General features: G+C 61.0%; 11 protein-coding genes. 5 read left to right on the top strand and 6 right to left on the bottom strand.

The genetic code is table 11. The features are described from left to right. Nucleotides 1-5 precede the first annotated feature (5 nt). From V5E99_RS18000 to V5E99_RS17990, 3 genes are all read left to right on the top strand, one after another. Complete coding sequence (locus tag V5E99_RS18000) at nucleotides 6-659, top strand: ABC transporter permease (protein ID WP_499803647.1); 654 nt, start codon at nucleotides 6-8, stop codon at nucleotides 657-659. Continuing rightward, complete coding sequence (locus V5E99_RS17995; protein ID WP_499803646.1) at nucleotides 656-1,813, top strand: osmoprotectant ABC transporter ATP-binding protein OsmV; 1,158 nt, start codon at nucleotides 656-658, stop codon at nucleotides 1,811-1,813. Before V5E99_RS18000 ends, V5E99_RS17995 begins: the two co-directional genes overlap by 4 nt. Nucleotides 1,814-2,281: 468 nt before the next feature. Next, entirely contained in the window at nucleotides 2,282-3,445 is a 1,164-nt protein-coding gene (locus V5E99_RS17990) for a type III PLP-dependent enzyme (protein WP_027924486.1), read from the top strand. Between the two features lie 201 nt (nucleotides 3,446-3,646). Here the strand turns inward: V5E99_RS17990 and V5E99_RS17985 are convergent, their stop codons facing one another. Together V5E99_RS17985 and V5E99_RS17980 are read right to left on the bottom strand one after the other, a co-directional pair. Then, nucleotides 3,647-4,414 carry a tetratricopeptide repeat protein gene (locus V5E99_RS17985; protein WP_499803645.1) on the bottom strand — a complete coding sequence of 256 codons (768 nt, stop codon included), beginning with the start codon at nucleotides 4,412-4,414 and terminating at the stop codon, nucleotides 3,647-3,649. Continuing rightward, nucleotides 4,411-5,091 (bottom strand): Fe2+-dependent dioxygenase, encoded by a 681-nt coding sequence (locus V5E99_RS17980; protein WP_499803644.1) that lies wholly within the window; start codon nucleotides 5,089-5,091, stop codon nucleotides 4,411-4,413. Before V5E99_RS17980 ends, V5E99_RS17985 begins: the two co-directional genes overlap by 4 nt. Before the next feature lie 207 nt (nucleotides 5,092-5,298). On the opposite strand from V5E99_RS17980, the gene V5E99_RS17975 reads away from it, so the two are divergent. Together V5E99_RS17975 and V5E99_RS17970 are read left to right on the top strand one after the other, a co-directional pair. Beyond that, entirely contained in the window at nucleotides 5,299-7,635 is a 2,337-nt protein-coding gene (locus tag V5E99_RS17975) for a TonB-dependent receptor (RefSeq protein WP_499803642.1), read from the top strand. A 254-nt stretch (nucleotides 7,636-7,889) separates the two neighbouring features. After that, nucleotides 7,890-10,415 carry a PepSY domain-containing protein gene (locus V5E99_RS17970; protein WP_499803641.1) on the top strand — a complete coding sequence of 842 codons (2,526 nt, stop codon included), beginning with the start codon at nucleotides 7,890-7,892 and terminating at the stop codon, nucleotides 10,413-10,415. Between the two features lie 156 nt (nucleotides 10,416-10,571). On the opposite strand, the gene V5E99_RS17965 is transcribed toward V5E99_RS17970, so the two are convergent. The 4 genes from V5E99_RS17965 to V5E99_RS17950 all read right to left on the bottom strand — a co-directional run bounded on the left by V5E99_RS17965 (nucleotide 10,572) and on the right by V5E99_RS17950 (nucleotide 16,461). After that, nucleotides 10,572-12,986: a TonB-dependent siderophore receptor gene (locus V5E99_RS17965; RefSeq protein ID WP_499803640.1), complete on the bottom strand. Its 2,415-nt coding sequence runs from the start codon at nucleotides 12,984-12,986 to the stop codon at nucleotides 10,572-10,574. A gap of 211 nt (nucleotides 12,987-13,197) precedes the next feature. Continuing rightward, the gene (locus V5E99_RS17960) at nucleotides 13,198-14,160 is read right to left on the bottom strand and encodes a FecR family protein (RefSeq protein WP_499803639.1); all 963 of its coding nucleotides are present in this window, start codon (nucleotides 14,158-14,160) and stop codon (nucleotides 13,198-13,200) included. Beyond that, complete coding sequence (locus V5E99_RS17955) at nucleotides 14,157-14,693, bottom strand: sigma-70 family RNA polymerase sigma factor (protein ID WP_499803638.1); 537 nt, start codon at nucleotides 14,691-14,693, stop codon at nucleotides 14,157-14,159. Before V5E99_RS17955 ends, V5E99_RS17960 begins: the two co-directional genes overlap by 4 nt. A gap of 226 nt (nucleotides 14,694-14,919) precedes the next feature. Then, nucleotides 14,920-16,461 carry an alkaline phosphatase D family protein gene (locus tag V5E99_RS17950; RefSeq protein ID WP_499803637.1) on the bottom strand — a complete coding sequence of 514 codons (1,542 nt, stop codon included), beginning with the start codon at nucleotides 16,459-16,461 and terminating at the stop codon, nucleotides 14,920-14,922. Nucleotides 16,462-16,582 lie beyond the last annotated feature (121 nt).

The raw sequence follows: 16,582 nt of genomic DNA, 5'->3' as shown, positions 1-16,582 counted from the left end.
AAGACATGGAATTTCTGAACGCCTTTTCCCATCTCGACTGGCCGCTGGTCCTGCACCTGACGTTGCAGCACATCACGTTGGTCGGCATTGCGGTGACCCTGGCGATTTTCGCTGGCGTGCCACTGGGCATCCTGATGACACGCTTCCCGTCACTGGCAGGCCCGCTGCAAGCCAGCGCCACGGTGCTGCTGACCGTGCCGTCGATTGCCCTGTTCGGCCTGCTGCTGCCGTTTTACTCCAAATTCGGCCAGGGCCTGGGCCCGATGCCGGCGATCACGGCGGTGTTTTTGTATTCGCTGCTGCCGATCATGCGTAACACCTTCCTGGCCCTGACCGGCGTCGAACCCGGCATTCGCGAAGCCGCCAAGGGCATCGGCATGACCTTCGGCCAGCGCCTGCGCATGGTTGAACTGCCGATCGCGGTGCCGGTGATTCTCGCCGGTGTACGCACCGCCGTGGTCATGAACATCGGTGTCATGACCATCGCCGCGACCATCGGTGCCGGTGGCCTCGGTGTACTTATTCTCGCTTCCATCAGCCGCAGCGACATGTCGATGCTGATCGTCGGCGCCGTGCTGGTCAGTCTCCTGGCCATCTTCGCCGACCTGCTTCTGCAATGGCTGCAACGCACGCTGACTCCAAAAGGACTCCTGAAATGATCGAACTTCAAAACCTCAGCAAAACCTTCCAAAGCAACGGCAAAGACGTGAAAGCCGTGGACTCGGTAAGCCTGACCGTCAATGAAGGCGAAATCTGTGTGTTCCTCGGGCCATCGGGCTGCGGCAAAAGCACCACGCTGAAAATGATCAACCGTTTGATCAAGCCGACCTCCGGCAAGATCCTGATCAACGGCGAAGACACCACCGACCTCGACGAAGTGACCCTGCGTCGCAACATCGGTTATGTGATCCAGCAGATCGGCCTGTTCCCGAACATGACCATCGAGGAAAACATCACCATCGTTCCGCGCCTGTTGGGTTGGGATAAACAGAAATGCCACGACCGCGCCCGCGAGTTGATGAGCATGATCAAGCTCGAGCCCAAGCAGTACCTGACGCGCTACCCGCGTGAATTGTCCGGTGGTCAGCAGCAGCGGATCGGCGTGATTCGCGCACTGGCGGCGGATGCGCCGTTGTTGCTGATGGATGAACCGTTCGGCGCGGTCGACCCGATCAACCGCGAGATGATCCAGAACGAGTTTTTCGAGATGCAACGGGCGCTGAACAAGACCGTGATCATGGTCAGCCACGACATCGACGAGGCGATCAAGCTTGGCGACAAGATTGCGATCTTCCGTGCCGGCAAGCTGTTGCAGATCGATCACCCGGACACCCTTTTGGCGCACCCGGCAGACGACTTTGTCAGCAACTTCGTTGGCCAGGACAGCACGCTCAAGCGTCTGTTGCTGGTGAAAGCCGAGGACGCGGCGGACAACGCGCCATCGGTGAGCCCGGAAACCCCGGTGGCCGAGGCCCTGGAGTTGATGGATGAGCTGGACCGTCGTTATGTGGTGGTGACTTGCGCTGACAACAAGGCATTGGGTTATGTGCGACGTCGCGACCTGCACCGTCAGACCGGTACCTGCGCGCAGTATCTGCGTGAGTTCAACGCCACGGCGGCGTTCGACGAGCATTTGCGCATCCTGCTGTCGCGGATGTACGAGTTCAACCGTTCGTGGCTGCCGGTGATGGATGCCGAGCGGGTGTTCCTCGGGGAAGTGACTCAGGAATCGATTGCCGAGTACCTGAGTTCCGGCAAGTCCCGTGGGGGCAAGACCAGCATTGTGTCGCCGGCCGAGACTGCGGTCGCCTGATCTGACGCCTTCGCGGGCAAGCCTCGCTCCTACGGATGCAGTGTCGTGCTCAACATCACGGCATACCGCAAACCTGTAGGAGCGAGGCTTGCCCGCGAATGGGGCCCACTCGCTTTATCTGAATCCCGCCAAAATCCCCTCATCCGGGGAACATCACACTGTCATGCAGGTCGGTTACATCAGTAACTGTCAGGGACCGCACGACGGAAGCGTGCAAAAACGCGACATTTTTTGTTGATCTCAAGCCCCTCACGCCCTAAAGTTCGCGCCGAACGTCCATGCTGGAAACGATCCATCCGGCTCAAGTACTGACGACGAGACAGCAAGGCCAAGGGAAAGCACCGCTTCCCATGGCCTTTTTGCTTTCGGCGACATGCCTTGGGAAGTAGGCGAACCAAAGTGGGGATACGGAGGACGTTCATTTGCACCCATTGATTACCAACGTTTGCCAGTAGGAGCTCCCAAAACATGTCGATCAACGTCGAAGACTATTTCGCGCGCGATACCTTCAACAAAATGAAGGCGTTCGCCGACAAACAAGAAACCCCGTTCGTGGTGATCGACACCGCGATGATCAGCCAGGCCTATGACGACCTGCGCGCCGGTTTCGAATTCGCCAAGGTCTACTACGCGGTCAAGGCCAACCCGGCCGTCGAAATCATCGACCTGCTCAAAGAGAAAGGTTCGAACTTCGACATCGCGTCGATCTACGAGCTCGATAAAGTGATGAACCAGGGCGTTGGCCCGGATCGCATCAGCTACGGCAACACCATCAAGAAATCCAAGGACATCCGCTACTTCTACGAGAAGGGCGTGCGCCTGTATGCCACCGACTCCGAAGCTGACCTGCGCAACATCGCCAAGGCTGCGCCGGGTTCGAAAGTCTACGTGCGCATCCTCACCGAAGGCTCGACCACCGCTGACTGGCCGTTGTCGCGCAAATTCGGCTGCCAGACCGACATGGCCATGGACCTGCTGATCCTCGCCCGCGACCTGGGCCTGGTGCCGTACGGCATCTCGTTCCACGTCGGCTCGCAACAGCGCGACATCAGCGTCTGGGACGCAGCGATCGCCAAGGTCAAAGTGATCTTCGAACGCCTGAAAGAAGAAGACGGCATTCACCTGAAACTGATCAACATGGGTGGCGGCTTCCCGGCCAACTACATCACCCGCACCAACAGCCTGGAAACCTACGCTGAAGAAATCATCCGTTTCCTCAAGGAAGACTTCGGCGACGACCTGCCGGAAATCATCCTGGAGCCGGGCCGTTCGTTGATCGCCAACGCCGGCATCCTGGTCAGCGAAGTGGTGCTGGTGGCGCGTAAATCCCGTACCGCCGTCGAGCGTTGGGTGTACACGGATGTGGGCAAGTTCTCCGGCCTGATCGAAACCATGGACGAAGCCATCAAGTTCCCGATCTGGACCGAGAAGAAAGGCGAGATGGAAGAAGTGGTCATCGCCGGCCCGACCTGCGACAGCGCCGACATCATGTACGAGAACTACAAGTACGGTTTGCCGCTGAACCTGGCCATTGGCGACCGTTTGTACTGGTTGTCCACCGGTGCCTACACCACCAGTTACAGCGCCGTTGAATTCAATGGCTTCCCGCCGCTGAAATCGTTTTACGTGTAAGCGCTACCGGTAGAACTGAAAAAGCCCATGACAAGTCATGGGCTTTTTTGCACCTGAAATCCGCCCCCGAAACCACCCCGCCCTCGTAGGAGCTGTCGAGTGAAACGAGGCTGCGATCTTTTGATCTTGCTTCTTAAAAAACAAAGTCAAGAGATCGCAGCCTCGTTTCACTCGACAGCTCCTACCAGCTCCTACCAGTTCCTACAGGGGTTTGAGGTCGTGCTCCAGTTCGGCGCAGCGGTGGGCATAATCCGCCGCCAACGCTCGAATGTTCGTATCCGTTGCGCTCGCCAATGCCTTACTCGCGACCCGCAAAAAATTCAGATTCCCGCCGGCCAATGCCTTGCGTAACCAACCCAGCGCTTCTTCGATACTTCCCTCGTCAGCCAGCACCGCCGCATAACTGAACTGCCCACGAAAATCCCCGCCAAGCGCCGAACGTCGATACCAGTCGCGCGCGGCCCGTGGGTCCGCGGGGCAAACTCGTCCGTCTTCCAGATAGCGCCCCAACAGGTTCATCGATTTCGCGTGGCCCAATTCGGCGGCGCGGCGGTACAGACTCAGTGCTTGCGTCTGGTCTTCATCCACACCACGTCCGGTGGCCAGCAGGTTGGCGAAGTTGTACATCGCCCAGTCCAGACCCGCCTCGGCGGCGTGCCGATACTGTTTCGCGGCGAGTATGCCGTCAGCGGTGCAACCCCAACCGTGTTCATGACAGCGACCGAGCATGTTGCGCGCCATCAAGTGCCCGCCCTTGGCCGCGATCCCGAACCAGCGCACGGCCAGCGGCTGATCCTGCTCGATGCCCCGCCCGTCCAGCAGAATCTGCCCGAGCAACGCCTGGGCATCGAGCACGCCTTCGCGGGCTGCCAGCAAAATTGCCTGGGCCGCCCGGGCGGGGCTTTCTTCGAGCATGGCTTTGAGCCGGTCACCGTCGAGGACTTCCTCGCGGCGCAGTTGATAACTCATACCTCGACCCAGCGGCGCAGCAGGTTGTGATAGGTGCCGGTGAGTCGGATCAGCGAAGGGTGGTCGGGCAGGTCCCGGGTCAGTTGCTGGATCGCCCCGTCCATTTCGAACAGCAAGGCGCGCTGGCTGTCTTCGCGCACCAGGCTTTGGGTCCAGAAGAACGACGCGTAACGGCTGCCGCGAGTGACGGCGTTGACTTTGTGCAGGCTGCTGCCCGGGTACAGAACCATGTCGCCGGCCGGCAACTTGACGCGTTGGGTGCCGAAGGTGTCCTGGATTTCCAGTTCGCCGCCGTCATAGTCCTCCGGTTCGCTGAAGAACAACGTCGCCGAGAGGTCGGTGCGCACCCGCTCCATGCTGCCCTTGGGCTGGCGCACGGCGTTGTCGATATGGAAATCGAAACTGCCACCGGCCGTGTAACAGTTCAGTAACGGAGGGAAGACTTTGTGCGGTAACGCAGCGGACATGAACTGCGGATTTTTCCACAGCCGTTCAAGCATCGCCGCACCAATCTCCTTGGCCAGCGGATGGCCTTCAGACAGTTGCAGATTGTGCTTGGCCTTGGCCGACTGGAAACCAGCGGTGATCTTGCCGTCGGCCCAATCCGCCTGTTCCAGCGCCTCGCGGATGCGCTGCACTTCTTCTTTCGCGAACACGCCGGGAATGTGCAACAGCATGGGACGACACCTGGTGGTCAAAGGGGCGCCAATGGTATTGATTCTTATTGCCCGTGTAAAACCCGGGAGACGAACGAAACACCAAAAACCGTAAGGGCAAATTGTAAAGAATGTAAATTCAGTGCAAATGGCAAAGTTTCGCAATTGATACAAATACCTGTTTACCCTATATTCCGCGGCCTCAAATCCTTGGGGAGGGGAATTCACATGTCACGCCAACAACCACAATTACCGGTCAGTTCACCACGTCTGCTTGCGTCTGCCATTGGTATGGCGATCACGGCCGGCTCCGCTGGCCACATGGTGTTCGCTGCTGAAAAGACTGACGACAAAGCGCCGGGCAATGCGATTTCCCTCGACGCTACCGCGATCACTGGCGAAGCCCAGGACGCGACGACTTACAACGTCGAAAAAGCCTCCTCGCCCAAGTACACCGCGCCACTGGTCGACACGCCGCGTTCAGTGACGGTCATCCCGCAACAAGTGCTCAAGGACACCGGCGCCCTGAACATGCAGGATGCGCTGCGCACCGTGCCCGGCATCACCTTCGGCGCTGGCGAAGGCGGCAACCCACAGGGCGACCGTCCGTTCATTCGCGGTTTCGACGCCCAGGGCGACACGTACCTGGATGGCGTGCGCGACACCGGCTCCCAGAGCCGTGAAATTTTCGCCGTCGAATCGATCGAAGTCAGCAAAGGCCCGAACTCGGCCATCGGCGGTCGCGGCGCGGCTGGCGGCAGCATCAACCTGGTGAGCAAAAAGGCGCACCTGGGCGATTCGTTCGACGGTGGTTTCACCTGGGGTTCGGACCAGACCCAGCGTTACACCATGGACGGCAACTATCAGTTTTCCGACACCGCTGCCGGTCGCCTGAACCTGATGAGCCACGAAAGCAATGTTGCCGGTCGCGACAGTGTCGATTACGACCGTTGGGGCATCGCGCCTTCCCTGGCGTTCGGCCTGGGCACCGATACCCGGGTCAACCTCGATTACTACCATCTGGAAAGCAACGACACGCCAGACTCGGGCATCCCGTACACGATCCCGGCCGCCGGCTCGACGGCGCGCACCAAGTCCAACCCGGACAAGCCTTACGCCGGTGGCGACAGCAGCAACTTCTACGGCCTCAACGACCGTGATTTCCGCAAGGGCCGCACCGATACCGCGACCTTCGCCATCGAGCACGATCTGAGCGATTCGCTGACCCTCAAGAACACCCTGCGCCACGGCACCAGCATGCAGGATTACATCCTGACCCAGCCGGACGACAGCAAGGGCAACGTCAACAATGGCAGCGTCTGGCGCCGGGCCAACACCCGTGTGAGCAATACCGAGACCACCACCAACCAGACCGATCTGTTTGGCAATTTCTACGTCGCCGGGTTCAAGAACAGCTTCTCCACCGGTGTCGAATACACCCGTGAAGAGAGCCAGAAATCCTCGTACAACGTTAACGTCGACACCACGCCGAGAACCGCTGCCTCGACCACCAACTGCACCCCGTCGATGATCGGCGCATCGAGTGGCTACAACTGCACCTCGCTGTCCAACCCGAACGCGAACGATCCATGGAACGGTGCGATCTCGCGCAACTACGCCGGCACCGACACCAAGGCCGACACCTACGCGCTGTACGTATTCGACACCCTGGAATTGTCCGAGCAGTGGCTGGTGAACATGGGCCTGCGCTACGACCATTTCGATACCCAGTACAAAACCTATGACAACTCCGGAAACACGGTCGTGACCAAAGGGGTCGCCGCCAAAGGTAAAGACACCAGCGAGTTCGTCACCGGTCAATTCGGCGTGGTGTACAAACCGGCTGAAAACGGCAGCATCTATGCGTCCTACGCGACGTCTGCCACACCACCGGGCAACACCCTGGGGGATGGCATGGAAGGCAACCCACTGGGCGGCACCGCAGATCGCAACGGCAATTTCCTGAGCAGCGACATGGAGCCGGAAACCACCAAGAACTACGAAATCGGCACCAAGTGGGACCTGCTCAACGATCGCCTCTCGCTGACCGCAGACATCTTCCGTACCGAGAAAGAAAACGCTCGTGTTCAAGTCGATACCACGTCGTACGAAAACGCCGGTAAAACCCGCGTGCAAGGTATCGAGCTGTCGGCGTCCGGCAAGATCACTGACAAATGGCAAGTGTTCGCCGGTTACGCCTACATGGACAGCGAGCAAGTTGACGGCGGACCGCTGGGCAGGGCCAACGACGGCAATCAACTGCCGAACACCCCGAAAAACAGCGCCAGCCTGTGGACCACGTATCAAGTCACGCCGAAGCTGACGGTCGGTGGCGGCGCGTTCTATGTCGACGACGTGTTCGGCAGCGTGGCCAACACCACCATGGTTGATTCCTACGTTCGCTACGATGCGATGGCCGCCTACAAGCTGACCAAAAACATCGACCTGCAACTGAACGTGCAGAACCTGACCAACGAAACCTACTACGACAAAGCGTTCTCGACTCACTTCGCCAACCAGGCGGCCGGTCGTACGGCGTTGCTGAGCACCAACTTCCACTTCTGATTGCGCGCTTCATCGCAATCCCCTGTAGGAGCGAAGCTTGCTCGCGAAGGCGTCGTGTCAGTCGACATCGGAACTGCCTGACACACCGCTTTCGCGAGCAAGCTTCTCTCCTACAGGGAATGCGGCGGAGATCAGGTCCTGGCCCCGTTCATTCAATTGAACGGGGCTTTTGTGCGTAAAAAAGAATGCTTCTCGACAAGCCACGGCATAATGCGCGCCGTGATGATTATTTTCGAACGAACAAGGCGAGCGACGTGTTGAAGAAAACCCTGTTCCAGTTGCACTGGTTTTTTGGCATCAGCGCCGGGCTGGTCCTGGCCATGATGGGCATCACCGGGGCAACGGTATCGTTTCAGGATGAAATCCTGCGGGCGCTGAACCCGTCCGTACTGCAAGTCGAGAAACAGGTCGCCGGCGTCCTGCCGCCCGCCGAACTGGTGGAAAAAATCGAAGGCGCCTCGGGCAAGAAAGTCTCGATGCTCTGGGTCGAGACCGACAGCGGTAACGCCGCGCGCGTGATCTTCACCCCGCCTCCGGGGGAACGGCGCGGCGAGATTCGTTACTTCGATCCCTACACCGCCGAGTTTCTGGGCGACGCCACCGGCCAGGACTTCTTCGGTTTGATGCTGCAACTGCACCGTTTCCTCGCCATCGGCGACACCGGTCGGCAGATCACCGGCGCCTGCACATTGATCCTGGTGTTCTTCTGCCTCTCCGGCCTGTACCTGCGCTGGCCGCGCCAATGGAAAAACTGGCGCGCCTGGCTGACCCTGGACTGGAAGAAAAAGGGCCGCAGCTTCAACTGGGACCTGCACTCGGTGGCGGGCACCTGGTGCCTGGTGTTCTACCTGCTGGCAGCGCTGACCGGGTTGTCCTGGTCGTACGAGTGGTACAACAAAGGCCTGACTAAAATCCTGTCTGACGCCCCGCAAAACGAACGAGTACGCAACCGTGGCCCGGCGCCAAGCGGCCCCGCGCCGACCGCCGATTACGCCGCGATGTGGAGCAGCATCTACAGCGCCGCCGGCCCGGCGCTCAGTGCCTATAACGTTCGGATGCCGCCGGTGGCCGGCCAACCGGCCACCGTTTATTACCTGCTGAACACCTCGCCCCACGACCGGGCACTCAACGAAATCAGCCTCGACCCGGCCACCGGCATCGTCAAACGCCACGACCGCTACAGCGACAAAAGCTTCAAGGCGCAATTGCTGACCAGCATTTATGCGCTGCACGTCGGCAGTTACTTCGGCATCGTCGGGCGGATCATCCTGACCCTCAGCGCACTGACCATGCCGCTGTTTTTCGTCACGGGCTGGTTGTTGTACCTGGATCGTCGGCGCAAAAAGCGTCAGATCAAGGACGCGCGCAAAGGCCTCACTCAACCGGGCAACGATGCGCCGGCCTGGCTGATCGGTTTCGCCAGCCAGAGCGGGTTCGCCGAACAACTGGCCTGGCAGACCGCCGGGCAATTGCAGGCCGCCGGGTTGCCGGTGAAGGTTCAGCCACTGGCCAATGTCAGCGAGCAGGACTTGCGGGACTCGAGCAACGCGCTGTTCGTGGTCAGCACCTTCGGCGACGGCGAAGCGCCGGACAGCGCCCGGGGGTTCGAACGCAAAGTGCTGGGCCGGGCGTCGAGCCTGGACAGCCTGAACTACGCGGTGCTCGGTCTCGGTGACCGGCAGTATCAACACTTCTGCGGTTTTGCCCGACGCTTGCACACCTGGCTCGGCGAGCACGGCGGCAAGACCCTGTTTGCCCCGGTGGAAGTCGACAGCGGCGACCCCTACGCCTTGCGTCACTGGCAACAACAACTTGGCCTGCTGACCGGACAGGCACCGGTGGACACCTGGCAAGCGCCGAGCTACGACAACTGGACGCTGGTCAGCCGCGAACTGATGAACCCGGACAGTAGCGGCGCCCCGGTGTACTTGCTCGGCCTCACCGCCCCGAGCACCAGCAGTTGGCTGGCCGGCGACCTGGTGGAAGTCATGCCGCGCAATTGCCCGTGGGCCATCGAACACTTCCTCGATGGCTTGGGCATCGACGGTCGAGCCAGCGTTGAAGTCGAGGGTCTGTCGCAACCTCTGGACCAGGCCCTCGCCACCCGCCAACTGCCGGAAAACCGCACACATCTGGTCGGCCTGCACGCCCATGCGCTGGTCAAAGCGTTGGTGCCGTTGGCGATGCGTGAATACTCCATCGCCTCAATCGCCGCCGACGGCGTGCTGGAACTGATCGTCCGTCAGGAACTGCATCCCGACGGCAGCCTCGGCATCGGCTCCGGCTGGCTGACCGAACATGCGCCCGTGGGCGGCAGCATCAGCCTGCGGGTGCGGCGCAACAGCGGTTTCCATCTGCCAGTGGAGCCGGTGCCGATGATCCTGCTGGGCAACGGCACGGGCCTGGCCGGGCTGCGCAGTTTGCTCAAGGCGCGGATCGCCGACGGGCAGCAACGGCATTGGCTGTTGTTTGGCGAGCGCAATCGCCAGCACGACTTCCTCTGTCGCGATGAGCTGGAAGGCTGGTTGATCGAAGGGGATCTGGAACGTCTGGACCTGGCGTTTTCCCGGGACCAGGCCGAGAAGATCTACGTCCAGGATCGCCTGCGCGAATCCGCCGCCGAGCTGAAGAAATGGCTGGCCGACGGTGCGGTGATTTACATCTGCGGCAGCTTGCAGGGCATGGCGTCGGGCGTGGATCACGTGCTCAACGAAGTGCTCGGGATTGAAGAAGTAGATCGCCTGATCGAACAGGGCCGCTACCGCCGCGACGTTTACTGAGCCCACGGGCGACACTAGCGGCCACCCGATTTCCCCCTGTAGGAGCTGCCGAAGGCTGCGATCTTTTGACTTTGATCTTGCCGAGCCAACATCAAGATCAAAAGATCGCAGCCTTCGGCTGCTCCTACGGGGGATCAACGTCCGTGTTGCGGCGGGTTACCAGCGATAGGTCGCCGAAGCCACCGCCGTGCGCGGGTTGCCGTACAGGCAACGAGTCGCGTCGTAGCAGCCGGAGATGTAGTCGTCGTTGGTCAGGTTGGTGACGTTCAGCGCCAGTTTCCACGGCCCGGTCACGTAGTGCGCCGAAGCGTCGAACACCGTGTAGGCCGGGACTTCCAGCGAGTTGTCCGCCGCCCCCGGATTCTTCCCGACATACCGCACGCCAGCCCCCACCCCGAAGTTTTTCAACCCGCCATCCCGCAAGGTGTAGTCAGCCCACAAAGAGGCCATGTTGCGCGGGATCGGAATAAACGTCGGCGTCTTGCCTTCGCTGACATCGTTGGCCTTGGTGACTTTCACATCCTGATAGGTGTAGCTGGCAATCAGGTCCAGTTCACGGCTCAAACTCGCCGTGCCCTCCAGCTCGAAACCGCGAGAGCGAATCTCCCCGGTCTGCACCGAGTAGTTCGGGTTGACCGGGCTGCTGGTCAGCACGTTGGTCTGGGTGATCTGGAACACCGCCGCCGTCACCGAAGCGTTGCTGCCCTTGGGCGCGAATTTGATCCCGGCTTCGTACTGCTTGGCCTCGGTCGGGTCGAACGCCTTGCCGCTGGCATCAATCCCCGAGTTCGGCGTGAACGCGGTGGAATAGCTGACGTAAGGCGCCAGGCCGTTATCCGCCAGATACACCAGCCCCGCGCGACCGCTGAACGCTTCGTCCTTCTGGTTGACCGTGGTGTTGGCCAGGTGATCCTGGGTTTCGCTGCTGGCCCAGTCGTAACGACCGCTCAAGGTCAGGCGCCAGTGATCGTCAAACTTCAACTGGTCCTGCACGTAGAGACCGGTCTGGTTGAGGGTCGAATCGGTCTTGGTCGGGTAACTGTTGTTCGGGTCGTTGAACACCGAGCGGTCGAACGGTACGAATACCGGGTTGTACACGTTCAGCGGCGCGGCGAGGGCATAGACCTCACGGTCGGTGCTGTCCTGATGCTGGTAATCGAGGCCCAGCAGCACCGTGTGATCGATGCCGGCCACGTTGAAGTCCGCCTGGGCCTGGTTGTCGACGGTCCAGCGTTTATAAGTGAAATCGGCAATCCCGGCCCATTGATCAATGGTGGTCAGCGAACCTTCCTGGAAGCCGCCACCGTAGATCATGTTGTCGCTCAGATCGAGGTGCGAATAGCGCAGGTTCTGCCGCACTTGCCAAGTGTCGTTCAGGCGTTTGGAGAATTCGTAGCCCAGGGAAAACTGCTTCTTTTCGTACTTCTGGAAGTCTTTGTCCGCCGGGAACACATTGCGCTTGATATGGCCGTTGGGGTTGAAGTCGATGGTACCCGCCGACGGGAAAAAGCCGTCGCCGGAGTTGCTGTCGTCGTACAGATACGAGGCCAACAAGGTCAGTCGGGTGTCGTCATCCGGGGCAAACGTCAGCGACGGCGCGAGGGACTGGCGCTTGTCCTGCCACGGCGTGTGAGCGATGTCCTGATCGCGCAACACGCCGACCATGCGGTACGACCACACGCCCTGATCGTCCAGCGCACCGGTGCTGTCGAAACTCACCTGCTTGCGCGCATCGGTGCCGTACTGCACGCCGATTTCATTGGCCGCCACCGCGCTCGGGCGTTTCGACACCTGGTTGATCACACCACCGGGATCGCCCTGCCCGTACAGCACACCGGCCGGCCCGCGCAGCACTTCGACCCGTTCCAGCATGTACGGGTCAACCATCCAGCTCGCCAGGTTGATGGTGGTCGGCAACTGCAAACTGTCGAGGTACGTGGTCGGCGAAAAACCGCGAATCACCGTGTACCAGTCCGAGCGATTGTTGGCGCCGTAACTCGATACGCCGGGGGTATAGCGCAACGCTTCGTTCACTGACTGCACGCCTTGCGCTTCCATTCGCTCGCGGGTGATGACCGAAATCGACTGCGGGGTTTCGTGGATCGGCGTCCCGGTCTTGGTGGCGCTGATGCTGTTTTGCGCGACATAACCGTCGACCGCACCGAACGGACCGTCCTGCACCTCGGGGGCGCTGATCGACAGGCTGTCGAGTTGCACCTGACCGGCGCCCACCGGCAGTGCTTGCAAACGATAGGTCGAGCCGACCTGCACCGCCTCCAGCCCGCTACCACTGAGTAGCCGCGCCAGCGCCATCTCCAGGCTGTAGTTGCCATTGAGGCCGGCGGTCTGCTTGCCACGGGTCAGCGCCGGATCGAACGCCTGGGCCACACCGGCCTGCTCGGCCAACGTGCTCAGGGCAGCCCCCAACTCACCGGCCGGGATGGCGAAGGTCTGCACTCGGGTCTGGGCAGCCGGGGCATTGGCGGCGGCAGCCGGCAACGCAGCGCCGGCCAGGAAGATCGGTAACAGCGCAGCCGCGAGCGGATGCAGCCGAACAACAGGGCGGGTCATGGAGTGATTCCTGGAAGTTGTTTTGGTTTTCTCAGGCCATGACGGGCGAGATGAGCGAAGGGACAGTGCCGCGCTTAATTATTTTTCGCAGCCTCACCACAATCCCCTGTGGGAGCGGGCTTGCTCGCGAAAGCGTCGTGTCAGTCGGCATCAGTGCCTACTGACAGATTGCATTCGCGAGCAAGCCCGCTGCCACAGGTTCTGCGAATGCTCAGCCTGCGGGTTTGATCAGTACGATCCAGTCGGTAAACCGTTGCAGGCGAATCGGCAAACTGGTTTGCAGCGCGGCCAACGCCGCGTCGCTGTCGCCCAGCGGGAACGAGCCCGACACCCGCAACCCGGCCAGCGCTTGACGGTCGTAATGCAGCACGCCTTTGCGATAGCGCGCCAACTCGTCGAGCACATCAACCAACGGCCGGTCATCGACCTTGAGCACACCACGGGTCCAACTCGCCGGATCGCTGTTGCCGGTGGCGGTCGGCGCCTCGACATGATCGGCAAACACCGTGGCTTGCTGGCCGGCAGCGACGCGCACCGACGCTTCGGGTTGCTCGAGCGGACGCGCCGCAATCGCCGACTCAAGGACGGTGACCCGGGTCCGTCCGTCCTCGCGCCGGACCAGAAAACGCGTGCCGAGTGCGGTGACCGTCCCGTGTTCGGTACGCACCACGAAGGGCCGTTGCGGGTCCTTCGCGACCTCGACCCAGAGTTCGCCGCGCCGCAGGTCGATCAGACGTTGCTGACCATCGAAATGCAGATCGACCGCCGTGTCGCTGTTCAATTGCAAATGGCTTTGATCGGACAGCAACAGCTCCCGTCGTTCGCCCACGGAGGTGCGTTGATCCGCCAGCCACACCGGCGCTTGTTTGAGCCCTTGCCAAGCCACACTGGCGGCCATCAACAACGCCAGGCAAGTGCCGGTGCGCCGCAGGGTATTGGCGCGTTTTGGCGCCAGTACACGCTCAAGGGTCTTGCGTGCGCGGGTGTTGGGCAAGCCGTCGAAACGCCCCCACAACAAGGCGAGCCGGGACACGGCCAGCGCATGGCTGGGGTCGGCATCGCGCCATTGCATGAAGGACTGACGCTGCGCTTCGTCCGCCTCACCGGAGTGCAGCAACGACATCCATTGCGCCGCAGCCATCACCACATCGTGGCTCGGTTCATGGCCGGTCATTGGGCGCCGCTGCCGTACAACGCCGAGTAGCAATGCACCATCACCTGCGCGATGTATTGCTTGATCATGCTTTTGGACACGCCAAGGTGTTCGGCGATTTCAGCATGGCTCCAGCCGTCCAGACGATTAAGCAAAAAAGCTTGCCGGGGTTTCTCTGCCAGACCTTCCAGCAATCGGGCAATGGACTCCAGCAACTCAAGGACTTGATGGAACTCCTCGGGGCTGATGCTCGCGGCATCCTCGCTTTCATGGGCCAGCACGGCCAAGTAGGCCCGCTCCAGCTTGCGCCGGCGCTCGCCATCGATCAGCAGGCGAATCGCCGTGGTGGTCAGAAACGCCCGTGGCTCCTGCAAACGCTCCGGCTCGGCCAGGGTCAGCACCCGGATAAACGTGTCCTGCGCCAGGTCCGCCGCTCGATGAGAACAGCCAAGCTTCTTGCGCAGCCAATTCTGCAGCCAGCCGTGATGAGCGCTGTAAAGCAGCGCCAAGAGCTGGTTTCGCGGGGTGTCGATGGAAGGAAGATGAGCGGGCACTGCGGCATCCTGGAGGGGGGGCGACCTACATGAATGCGAATATATTGCATTTGGTAACAAGTGTCACTAAGGCACCGGGAGCGCCTACCTCAGTTTGAACACCCGCGCCTTGTGGGAACGGGCTTGCTCGCAAAGAGGCCACGCCAGTCAACATCTCTATCAACTGGCACACCGCTTTCGCGAGCAAGCCCGCTCCCACAGTGGATCTACGCCATGCTTGAAAGAATCAAGTCGGCGCCAGCTTCTGCTCAAACACACTGACCCCATCCAGATCCCGCAACACCACACTCATCTCCCCGCTCTGCCCATCAATATTTACTTCGCCAAAAAACTGAAACCCGGCGAACGGCGAGGTGTTCTGCGCCGGTGGTGCTTTCTCGAACACCACTTGCGGGCCGAAGGTTTTATCCAGCGGATTGGGCCCGAAGCTCCCGGCGTTCAACGGCCCGGCGACGAATTCCCAGAACGGTTCGAAATCCTGGAAAGCGGCACGCTCCGGGTGATAGTGATGCGCCGCGCAGTAATGCACGTCCGCCGTCAGAAACACAAAATTGCGCACCTGTTGCGCGCGCAGAAAGCCCAGCAACTCGGCGATTTCCAGTTCACGCCCTTGGGCCGGGCCCGGATCGCCGTTGGCCACCGCCTCCCAACGCGCCACACCTGGGCTGACTTCACCATCGGGCACACCGAGGCCGATCGGCATGTCGGCGGCGATGACTTTCCATTGCGCGGTCGAGGCTTTCAACGACGCCTTCAGCCAGTCCAGTTGTTCACGCCCGAGGAACGGTTTTTCCCCGCCCAGATTGTCGTCATTCGCCCCGCGATAACTGCGCATGTCGAGCACAAACACATCAAGCATCGGCCCGTAACCGAGCTGGCGGTAAATCCGCCCGCCGTTGTCGGCACTCTGCAAACGCATCGGCGCGTATTCAAGCCAGGCCTGCCGCGCACGCCCCACCAGGCTGTGGATATCTTTGCTCTTGTAGCGCTCATCGAGCTGCTTGCCCGGCGACCAGTTGTTCACCACTTCGTGGTCGTCCCACTGCCAGATTTGCGGCACCTCAGCGTTGAAGCGGCGGATGTTGTCATCCATCAAGTTGTAGCGGTAATTGCCGCGATATTCGTCGAGGGTTTCGGCGACTTTGCTTTTGGCTTCGCTGGTGATGTTGCGCCACACCCGGCCGCTCTCGGTGGTGAGTTGCGCCGGCACCGGGCCGTCGGCGTAGATGGTGTCGCCGCTGTGGATAAAGAAGTCCGGCAGGCGCAGGCGCATGGCTTCGTAGATGCGCATACCGCCGATGTCCGGGTTGATGCCGAAGCCCTGGCCGACGGTGTCGCCGCTCCAGACAAAACGAATGTCGCGCCGGGCCGTGGGCACGCTGCGCAAATGGCCGAACCAGGGTTCGCTGCTAGTGCCACTTTGGGCATCTTCGAAATGCACACGGTAGAAAATCGCCTGGTCGGCGGGCAGGCCGGTGAGTTCGACGCGAGCGGTGAAATCGCTGCGGGCATCGGCCAAAGGCGAAACGAAACGGCGGGGGTTGGTGAACAGGCTGCGGGTGTCCCATTCCACCACCATCCGCGCGGGGCGGTCGCTGCGGCTCCAGACCATCGCCCGGTCGCCCAGCAGGTCGCCGGACTGCACGCCGTCGGTGAGTTGCGGCCGATCCTTGACCGAAGCGATCACCGCCGGGGCCAGCCCTGGCAACAACAGCCCGGCGCCGACCGCTTGCATGACACGCCGGCGACCGAGGTTGAATTCGCTCATGGTGTTCTCCCTGAAAAAGGAAAAACTTAAGCACGCGCGCATGACGCCCGTGTGAAAACCCGATCCCTTGCAGGAGCGAGGCTTGCCCGCGAAGACGGTTTAACATTCAACACATTTGCTG

Source organism: Janthinobacterium sp. LPB2021202312-11-4 (genome assembly GCF_037049705.1).
Classification (GTDB): Bacteria; Pseudomonadota; Gammaproteobacteria; order Pseudomonadales; family Pseudomonadaceae; genus Aquipseudomonas.
Note: the sequence above shows the minus strand (reverse complement) of the source record. Positions and strands in the feature narration are given on the sequence as shown.